The 9159-nt window shown below is 60.4% G+C and carries 9 protein-coding genes and 1 pseudogene; all 10 read left to right on the top strand.

Going from position 1 to position 9159, the window contains the following annotated elements; all coding sequences use genetic code 11:
* Position 1 precedes the first annotated feature (1 nt).
* The 10 genes and pseudogenes from nadD (at position 2) to lipB (ending at position 9156) form a co-directional block, all read left to right on the top strand.
* Positions 2–690: pseudogene (gene nadD, locus ACIPLA_RS25320) on the top strand (nicotinate-nucleotide adenylyltransferase).
* A gap of 72 nt (positions 691–762) precedes the next feature.
* Complete coding sequence (rsfS, locus tag ACIPLA_RS25325; RefSeq protein WP_038981377.1) at positions 763–1257, top strand: ribosome silencing factor; 495 nt, start codon at positions 763–765, stop codon at positions 1255–1257.
* A 9-nt stretch (positions 1258–1266) separates the two neighbouring features.
* The gene (rlmH, locus tag ACIPLA_RS25330) at positions 1267–1734 is read left to right on the top strand and encodes a 23S rRNA (pseudouridine(1915)-N(3))-methyltransferase RlmH (RefSeq protein ID WP_003185785.1); all 468 of its coding nucleotides are present in this window, start codon (positions 1267–1269) and stop codon (positions 1732–1734) included.
* A gap of 10 nt (positions 1735–1744) precedes the next feature.
* A complete protein-coding gene (mrdA, locus tag ACIPLA_RS25335; RefSeq protein WP_123498552.1) occupies positions 1745–3640 on the top strand; it encodes a penicillin-binding protein 2 in 1896 nt (631 codons plus the stop codon).
* Between the two features lie 31 nt (positions 3641–3671).
* Positions 3672–4775 (top strand): rod shape-determining protein RodA, encoded by a 1104-nt coding sequence (gene rodA / locus ACIPLA_RS25340; RefSeq protein ID WP_192345437.1) that lies wholly within the window; start codon positions 3672–3674, stop codon positions 4773–4775.
* 17 nt (positions 4776–4792) lie between these two features.
* A complete protein-coding gene (gene mltB, locus ACIPLA_RS25345) occupies positions 4793–5803 on the top strand; it encodes a lytic murein transglycosylase B (protein ID WP_123498554.1) in 1011 nt (336 codons plus the stop codon).
* The gene (locus tag ACIPLA_RS25350) at positions 5803–6813 is read left to right on the top strand and encodes a septal ring lytic transglycosylase RlpA family protein (protein WP_007894385.1); all 1011 of its coding nucleotides are present in this window, start codon (positions 5803–5805) and stop codon (positions 6811–6813) included. The genes mltB and ACIPLA_RS25350 overlap by 1 nt, the downstream gene beginning before the upstream one ends.
* A 182-nt stretch (positions 6814–6995) precedes the next feature.
* The gene (locus ACIPLA_RS25355; protein WP_008070106.1) at positions 6996–8153 is read left to right on the top strand and encodes a D-alanyl-D-alanine carboxypeptidase family protein; all 1158 of its coding nucleotides are present in this window, start codon (positions 6996–6998) and stop codon (positions 8151–8153) included.
* Positions 8154–8233: 80 nt separating this feature from the next.
* A complete protein-coding gene (locus tag ACIPLA_RS25360; protein WP_123498555.1) occupies positions 8234–8509 on the top strand; it encodes a DUF493 domain-containing protein in 276 nt (91 codons plus the stop codon).
* A complete protein-coding gene (lipB, locus tag ACIPLA_RS25365; protein WP_401176929.1) occupies positions 8509–9156 on the top strand; it encodes a lipoyl(octanoyl) transferase LipB in 648 nt (215 codons plus the stop codon). The genes ACIPLA_RS25360 and lipB overlap by 1 nt, the downstream gene beginning before the upstream one ends.
* The last annotated feature ends 3 nt before the right edge of the window (positions 9157–9159 follow it).

The following is a 9159-nucleotide window of genomic DNA, read 5'->3' on the forward strand; positions in this document are numbered from 1 at the left end:
CTTGGGCGACCTCGACCCGTCAGCCCTGGTGATCGCCAGCGAGCCCCAGCCTCGACGCATTGGCGTACTGGGCGGGACCTTCGACCCGGTGCACATCGGCCATTTGCGCGGTGCGCTGGAAGTCGCCGAATCGCTGGCGCTCGATGAGTTGCGTCTGACACCCAGTGCCAGGCCACCTCATCGCGGTACGCCGCAGGTGTCGGCGAAGGACCGTCTGGCGATGGTCAAGTGCGCGGTGGCCGGTGTGCCACCGTTGGTAGTGGACGCCCGCGAATTGCAGCGGGACAAACCGTCCTACACCATCGACACCCTGGAACTGATGCGCGCCGAACTGGCCGCCCCGGACCAGGTTTTTCTACTTTTGGGCTGGGACGCATTTTGCGGCCTGCCCACTTGGCACCGCTGGGAAGAGTTGCTCCAGCATTGCCACATCCTGGTGCTGCAACGCCCGGATGCCGACAGCGAACCGCCGGATGCCTTGCGCAACCTGCTGGCAGCGCGCTCGGTGAGCGACCCGCTGCCCTCAAAGGGCCGAGCGGACAGATTGCATTCGTCTGGCAGACGCCGCTCGCGGTATCCGCCACCCAGATCCGTCAACTGCTGGCCAGCGGTAAGTCGGTACGTTTCCTGGTGCCCGACGCGGTCCTGGCCTACATCGATGCGCACGGGCTTTACCGTGCGTCGAACTGAAAAAGGGCGCGCTTCAAGGCACGTGAATGCGTGTATCGAAGCGCCCGAACACACGAGCAAAACGAGTTTTATATGACTGACAAAGACGTAAACAAAGTAAAGCGCAAGGGCACGTTCAAGAGCGCTCCGCTGCCAGTAGTGGCCAATACCGGCCCGGAACTGCGCGGCGAAGAGCTGGTCAAGGTGGCCGTAGCGGCCCTGGAAGACGTCAAGGCCCAGGATGTTCTGGTGATCGACGTTCGTGAAAAGCAGAGCATCACTGATTTCATGATCATCGCTACCGGTACTTCCAACCGCCAGATCGGCGCGATGCTGGATAAGGTCCGCGAGGCGGTCAAGGCCCAGGGCGTCAAGCCGTTGGGTGAAGAAGGCAAGGGCGACAGCGACTGGGTGCTGCTGGATATGGACGACGTCATCGTGCACATGATGACTGCCAGCGCTCGCCAGTTCTATGACCTGGAGCGTTTGTGGCAGGGTGCCGAGCAGAGCCGTGCCGGCAGCGCCGCGCACCACAGCCCGGAAAACACCCATGAGCATTTCATCAAGCTCAACAAAGACCAGCAATAAGGGACCGCTGTGCGACTGCGACTGATCGCCGTCGGTTCACGCATGCCCAAATGGGTGGAAGAAGGCTGGCATGAATATGCCAAGCGTCTTCCGTCCGAGCTGGCGCTGGAACTGGTGGAAATTCCGCTCAACACCCGCGGCAAGAACGCCGACGTGGCGCGCTTTATCCGTCAGGAAGGCGAGGCCATGCTGGCCAAGGTCGGGCCGAACGAGCGCATTGTCACCCTCGAAGTCCACGGCAAGCCCTGGAGCACCGAGCAACTGGCGGTCGAACTCGATCGCTGGCGGCTGGACTCGCGCACGGTGAATTTCATGGTCGGCGGCCCCGAGGGGCTGGCGCCGGAAGTCTGTGCCCGGGCGGATCAACGCTGGTCGTTGTCGCCGTTGACGCTGCCGCACCCATTGGTGCGGATTCTGATCGGCGAACAGCTGTATCGTGCCTGGACAGTCCTGTCCGGCCACCCTTACCACAAGTAGTTCTGCCCTCATGCCCCAGCCGATCCGCATCAAGGACCACGAAAAAGACGCCCGTCTGGTGCGTGGCCGCGTCGTGTTCGGGGCCATTGCAGTGGTGGCGCTGATTGGCGTGCTGATTGCGCGGCTGTATTTCCTTCAGGTGATCCAGTACGAGTACCACTCGACACTGTCGGAAAACAACCGCGTCCATGTGCAGCCGATTCCGCCGACTCGCGGATTGATCTTCGACCGCAATGGCGTGGTGGTGGCCGATAACCGGCCCAGCTTCAGCCTGAGCATGACCCGCGAACGCTCCGGTGACTGGCAGCAAGTGCTCGACGTGATCGTTGAAGTGCTGGAGCTGACGCCCGAGGACCGGGTGATTTTCGAGAAGCGCATGCGTCAGGGACGCCGACCGTTTGAGCCGGTGCCCATCCTGTTCGAGCTGACCGAAGAGCAGATCGCCCGCATCGCGGTGAACCAGTTCCGTCTGCCCGGTGTGGAAGTGGTCGCGCAACTGGTGCGTCATTACCCGCAGGGCGCGCACTTTGCGCACTCAGTGGGTTACATGGGGCGGATCAACGAGAAAGAGCTCAAGACGCTCGATCCGGTGAGTTACAGCGGCACCCATCAAATTGGTAAAACCGGCATCGAGCGGTTTTACGAGCCCGAGCTGCACGGTCAGGTCGGTTACGAAGAAGTCGAGACCAACGCCCGTGGCCGCGTGTTGCGGGTGCTCAAACGTACCGAGCCGATTTCCGGCAAGGACATTGTCCTGAGCCTGGACATCAAATTGCAGGAAGCCGCCGAAGCCGCGCTCGGCGGTCGTCGTGGCGCGGTAGTGGCGCTGGACCCGAAAACCGGCGAAGTCCTGGCGATGGTCAGTCAGCCGAGTTTTGACCCGAACCTGTTCGTCACCGGCATCAGTTTCAAAGCCTATTCCGAGTTGCGCGATTCCATCGACCGGCCATTGTTCAACCGCGTGTTGCGCGGTCTGTACCCGCCGGGCTCGACGATTAAACCGGCGGTGGCGATTGCCGGCCTGGATGCGGGCGTGGTCACCGCATCGACCCGGGTCTACGACCCCGGTTACTACCAACTGCCCAATTACGATCACAAATACCGTAACTGGAACCGTACCGGCGACGGTTACGTGGATCTGGACACGGCGATCATGCGGTCCAACGACACCTACTTCTATGACCTGGCACACAAGCTGGGGATTGATCGGTTGTCGGCTTACATGAGCAAATTCGGTATTGGTCAGAAGGTCTCCCTCGACATGTTCGAAGAGTCGCCGGGGTTGATGCCGACCCGGGAATGGAAGCGCGCGACCCGTCGTCAGGCCTGGTACCCGGGCGAAACGCTGATTCTCGGGATCGGTCAGGGCTACATGCAGTCCACTCCGTTGCAGTTGGCGCAGGCCACGGCGCTGGTGGCCAACAAGGGTGTGTGGAATCGTCCTCATTTGGCCAAGACCCTCGAAGGTGCGAAGCCGGTGGACGAAAATCCGATGCCGGACATCATTCTGCGCGACCCGTCGGACTGGACCAAGGTCAACCACGGCATGCAGCAGGTGATGCACGGTGCCCGCGGTACGGCGCGCAAGGCATCCATCGGTGCTCAATACCGGATTGCCGGCAAAAGTGGTACGGCCCAGGTGGTCGCGATCAAGCAGGGCGAAAAGTACGACCGCTCCAAGGTTCAGGAGCGTCACCGCGACCACGCCTTGTTTGTCGGCTTCGCGCCGGCCGACAACCCGCAAATCGTGGTGTCGGTGATGGTCGAGAACGGCGAGTCCGGCTCCGGCGTCGCCGCGCCTGTGGTGCGTCAAGTCATGGACGCCTGGCTCCTGGACCAGGACGGCCGACTGAAAGCCGAATACGCCAGCCCTATCAGTGCGGAGGCTACGGCCCGTGAAGAGTAATTTCGATCGCATCCTCTCCAGCGAGGATGTGATGCGTCGCCGTGCGACGCTGTTGCAACGCATGCACATCGACGGCCCGTTGCTGATCCTGCTGTTGACCCTGGCGGCCGGCAGCCTGTTCGTGCTGTATTCGGCCAGCGGCAAAAGCTGGGATCTGCTGGCCAAGCAAGCCACCTCCTTCGGCATCGGCCTGGTGTCGATGATCGTCATCGCCCAGTTCGAGCCGCGCTTCATGGCCCGTTGGGTGCCGGTCGGTTATGTGATCGGCGTGCTGTTGCTGGTGGTGGTGGATGTCATGGGCCACAACGCCATGGGTGCCACGCGCTGGATCAACATTCCCGGGGTGATCCGCTTCCAGCCCTCGGAATTCATGAAGATCCTGATGCCGGCAACCATCGCCTGGTACCTGTCCAAGCGCACCTTGCCGCCGCAACTCAAGCATGTGGGCGTCAGTCTGTTTCTGATCGGGTTGCCGTTCATTCTGATCGTGCGTCAACCCGACCTCGGCACTTCGCTGTTGATTCTCGCCGGTGGCGCGTTCGTGCTGTTCATGGGTGGCCTGCGCTGGCGCTGGATTCTCAGCGTGATTGCCGCGGCTGTGCCGGTGGCGATCGGCATGTGGTACTTCATCATGCACGACTACCAGAAGCAGCGAATCCTGACCTTCCTCGACCCAGAGAGCGATCCGTTGGGCACGGGCTGGAACATCATTCAGTCGAAAGCAGCCATCGGTTCCGGTGGCGTGTTCGGCAAAGGCTGGTTGCTTGGCACCCAGTCGCACCTGGACTTCCTGCCGGAAAGCCACACCGACTTCATTATTGCGGTGATGGGCGAAGAGTTCGGCCTGGTGGGCATCTGCGCATTGTTGCTGATTTACCTGTTGTTGATCGGTCGCGGGCTGGTGATTACCGCCCAGGCGCAGACATTGTTCGGCAAATTGCTCGCGGGCAGCCTGACCATGACGTTTTTTGTTTACGTTTTCGTCAACATCGGTATGGTCAGTGGCCTGTTGCCGGTTGTGGGGGTACCGTTGCCGTTCATTAGCTACGGAGGAACTTCGCTGGTGACGCTACTGTCAGCGTTTGGGGTTTTGATGTCGATCCATACCCATCGCAAGTGGATCGCACAGGTTTGAATAAGGTGAAGATTTCAATGCAAGTAATGCGTGGCTGGGCGACTCGATACGCACCGTGGGTCGGCCTGGTAAGCATCCTTGGTACCGCGCAGCAAGCGTGGGCCGGCGATTACGAAGGCTCACCGCAGGTGGCCGAGTTCGTCGGTGAAATGACCCGCGACTATGGCTTTGCCGGTGAACAGCTGATGGGCGTGTTCCGCGAAGCCGAGCGCAAACAGTCGATTCTGGACGCGATCTCCAAGCCCGCCGAACGGGTTAAACAGTGGAAAGAATATCGCCCGATGTTCATCACCGATGCGCGCATCGCCCGTGGCGTGGACTTCTGGCGTCAGCACGAAGCGATCCTGGCTCGTGCCGAGCAGGAATACGGTGTGCCGGCGCAGGTCATCGTCTCGATCATCGGCGTGGAGACCTTCTTTGGTCGAAATACCGGCAATTTCCGGGTGATCGATGCCTTGTCCACCTTGGGTTTCGACTATCCTCCCCGTGCCGAATTCTTCCGCAAGGAGTTGCGTGAATTCCTGCTACTGGCCCGTGAAGAGCAGGTCGATCCGTTGACCCTCAAAGGCTCCTACGCCGGGGCCATGGGTTTGCCGCAATTCATGCCAAGCAGTTTTCGCGCCTATGCGGTGGATTTCGACGGCGACGGCCACATTAATATCTGGACTAACCCGGATGATGCCATCGGCAGCGTCGCCAGTTATTTCAAGCGTCACGGCTGGGTCGCCGGCGAACCTGTGGTCAGCCGCGCCGATGTGCGCGGCGATCAGGTAGATGAAGGTTTGACCGCAGGTATCGAGCCGACGAAAACTGTCGGGGAGTTGCGGGCGCTGGGCTGGTCGAGTCATGATGCGCTGCGTGATGATATGCCGGTCACGGCTTTCCGCCTGGAAGGTGACAATGGCCCTGAATACTGGATGGGTCTGACGAATTTTTACGCAATCACGCGTTATAACCGCAGCGTGATGTACGCCATGGCCGTACATCAACTGTCTGAACAGCTGGTCCAAGCACGGGGCGTCAAGTAATGCGGGCATTGCCTATGAATAAACCCCTGAAGCTCATGGCATTCGCCGCGTTGACGGTTCTGGTCGCCAGTTGTTCGACCAGTCGCGCGCCGGCTCAGAAGTCCCCGACCGCCGTTCGTTCGGCACCTGGCCTGGATATCAACCGGGCTCACAAGGATGGCGCACCCTGGTGGGACGTCGACGTAACGCGCATTCCAGATGCCACGCCGACCCTGCACAGCGGTCCTTATAAAGCCAACCCGTACACGGTGCTGGGCAAGACTTATTTCCCGATGCAAGAATCCAGGACCTACGTGGCGTCGGGCACTGCGTCCTGGTACGGCACCAAATTCCATGGCCAGAACACCGCCAACGGCGAAGTGTATGACCTGTACGGCATGAGCGCAGCGCACAAGACCCTGCCACTGCCAAGTTACGTTCGGGTGACTAACCTGGACAACAACAAGACGGTCATCCTGCGGGTCAACGACCGCGGGCCGTTCTATTCGGACCGGATCATCGACTTGTCCTACGCGGCCGCCAAGAAACTCGGCTATGCCGAAACCGGTACGGCGCGGGTCAAGGTCGAAGGCATCGACCCGCAGCAATGGTGGGCAGCCAAAGGTCGCCCGGCGCCTTTAATGCTTAACGAGCCGAAAGTCGCACAAAATAGCGCGCCGGTGATGACGGCATCGGCCGGCACCGTCGAGCAATGGACCCCACCGCCGCAGCAACACGCCGCGGCCGTAGTGCCCGTGCAGATCGATGCAAAAAAAAACGCTTCTGTACCAGCATCTGGCCAGTATCTGCAGGTGGGCGCGTTCGCCAACCCGGACGCTGCAGAGCTCCTGAGATCGAAGCTCAGCGGGATGGTGAGCGCTCCGGTGTTCATCAGCTCGATCGTGCGTAACCAACAGACACTGCATCGGGTGCGCCTGGGGCCGATCGGCTCGCCGGGTGAAATCCAGCAAGTGCAAAACAGCGTGCGGCTGGCCAATCTCGGTTCGCCGAGCCTGGTCAGCGCCGAGTAACACGTAGTACTTGATTGACGGTTCGCTTGCGGTTTGGGGGGCGAACCGGGTTGTTGGCTCGTTGAAGAACAAAAGCCCGGCAAGGGTTGCAGAGTGAGCAACTGAACACGCGACAACTTTTTCGAGAGTTGTCTGATTAGTTTTGCCCTAGGGCAGTTTCCATTAGCGATTTCGAGAGACGGATGAACATCACCACCTTTGCCAAACGCCTGTGCCTGCTAGTCCCGCTGCTTCTCTCGCCCGCGGCTTTCGCGGCCGAGATAATGCCGTCGCCACCGCAACTGGCCGCCAAAGCCTATGTACTCATGGACGCCAGCAGCGGCAACGTGCTGGTAGAGAACAATGGTGACCAGCGTCTGCCACCGGCCAGCCTGACCAAGCTGATGACCGCTTACATCGCGACCCTGGAAATCCGTCGTGGCCAGATCGGAGAAAACGATCCGGTGACCGTCAGCGAGAACGCCTGGCGTACCGGCGGTTCGCGGATGTTCATCAAGGTGGGTTCGCAAGTCACCGTCAGTGATCTGCTGCACGGCATCATCATTCAATCGGGTAACGACGCCAGTGTTGCGCTCGCTGAGCACATCGCCGGCAGCGAAGACGCGTTCGCCGACATGATGAACAAAACCGTGGCCGACCTGGGCATGACCAACAGCCACTTCATGAACCCGACCGGTCTGCCAAACCCGGAGCACTACTCGTCGGCTCACGACATGGCTGTGCTGGCCCGCGCGATCATTCACGAAGACCCGGCTCACTACGCGATCTACTCGCAGAAAGAGTTCTTCTGGAACGGCATCAAGCAGCCTAACCGCAACCTGCTGCTGTGGCGTGACAAGACCGTCGACGGTCTGAAAACCGGTCACACCGACGAAGCCGGTTACTGCATGGTGTCTTCGGCCGTACGTGATGGCATGCGCCTGATCGCCGTGGTGTTCGGCACCAACAGCGAAGTGGCCCGTGCTGCTGAAACCCAGAAGCTGCTGACTTACGGTTTCCGCTTCTTCGAAACCCAGACCTTCTATCAGAAAGGCGCCGAGCTGGCTCAGGCACCTGTCTGGAAAGGCACCACCAATCAAGTCAAGGCCGGCCTGGCTCAAGACCTGACCATGACCCTGCCAAAAGGCCAGCTGAAAAAGCTCGCCGCCAGCATGACCATGACCCCGCAACTGGTCGCGCCAATCGCCAAGGGCGATGTGATCGGTAAAGTCGAAGTGAAACTGGACGACAAAGTGGTGCACAGCGCCGACCTGATCGCTCTGGACGCGGTCGACGAGGGTGGTATCTTCCGCCGCATGTGGGATAGCATCCGTCTATTCTTCTACGGCTTGTTCAACTGAATTAGTGTGGACCTGCATGGCCCCGTTCCAATCCGGAGCGGGGCCATGTCCGTTGCCACGGCTTACGAGGCCGTTACGCCATGACAGACACTGAAGTAAAGGCGCCAAAAATCGAATTCCCCTGCGCGGATTACCCGATCAAGGTAATCGGCGACACCGGCGTGGGTTTCAGGGACAGGATCATCGCGATCCTTGAGAAACACGCGACCGTTGACCACAACACCTTTGCCGAACGGCAGAGTACCAACGGCAAGTACACGACCATCCAGTTGCACATCATCGCCACCGGCCAGGAACAGCTGTACGACATCAACAGCGAGTTGCGGGCTACCGGTTTCGTGCACATGGTGCTGTGATGTCTGGCACGCTGGGCTTTCGCGAGCTCGGTCAGATGGCTTACGAGCCGGTCTGGCATGCCATGCAGCGCTTCACCAACGAACGCGGCAGCGATGCCGCCGACGAAATCTGGCTGGTCGAGCACCCGCCGGTGTTCACTCAGGGCCAGGCTGGCAAGGCCGAGCATCTGCTGCTGCCGGGGGATATTCCGGTGGTGAAGGTCGACCGCGGTGGTCAGGTGACTTATCACGGTCCCGGCCAACTGGTGGCCTACCTGTTACTGGATGTCCGCAAGCTGGGGTTCGGTGTGCGTGATCTGGTCAGCCGCATGGAGCAATGCCTGATCGAGCTGCTGGCCAGCTACGGCGTGACCGCGGTGGCCAAGCCGGATGCGCCGGGTGTCTATGTCAATGGCGCGAAAATCGCTTCGCTGGGTCTGCGGATCCGCCACGGTTGCTCCTTTCATGGCCTGGCCTTGAACGTGGATATGAACCTGGAACCGTTTCGACGGATTAATCCCTGCGGCTACGCCGGGCTGGCAATGACCCAGCTGCGCGATCACGCAGGATCGATTGAATTTGCCGAGGTAAGGGCCCGGCTGCGCGCGCAGCTCGTCAAACACCTCGACTATGCTGCGCAGACGACCCTAACGGGCGGAATCGACTGATAT

This window comes from Pseudomonas sp. NPDC086112, assembly GCF_044746425.1.
Lineage (GTDB): Bacteria > Pseudomonadota > Gammaproteobacteria > Pseudomonadales > Pseudomonadaceae > Aquipseudomonas.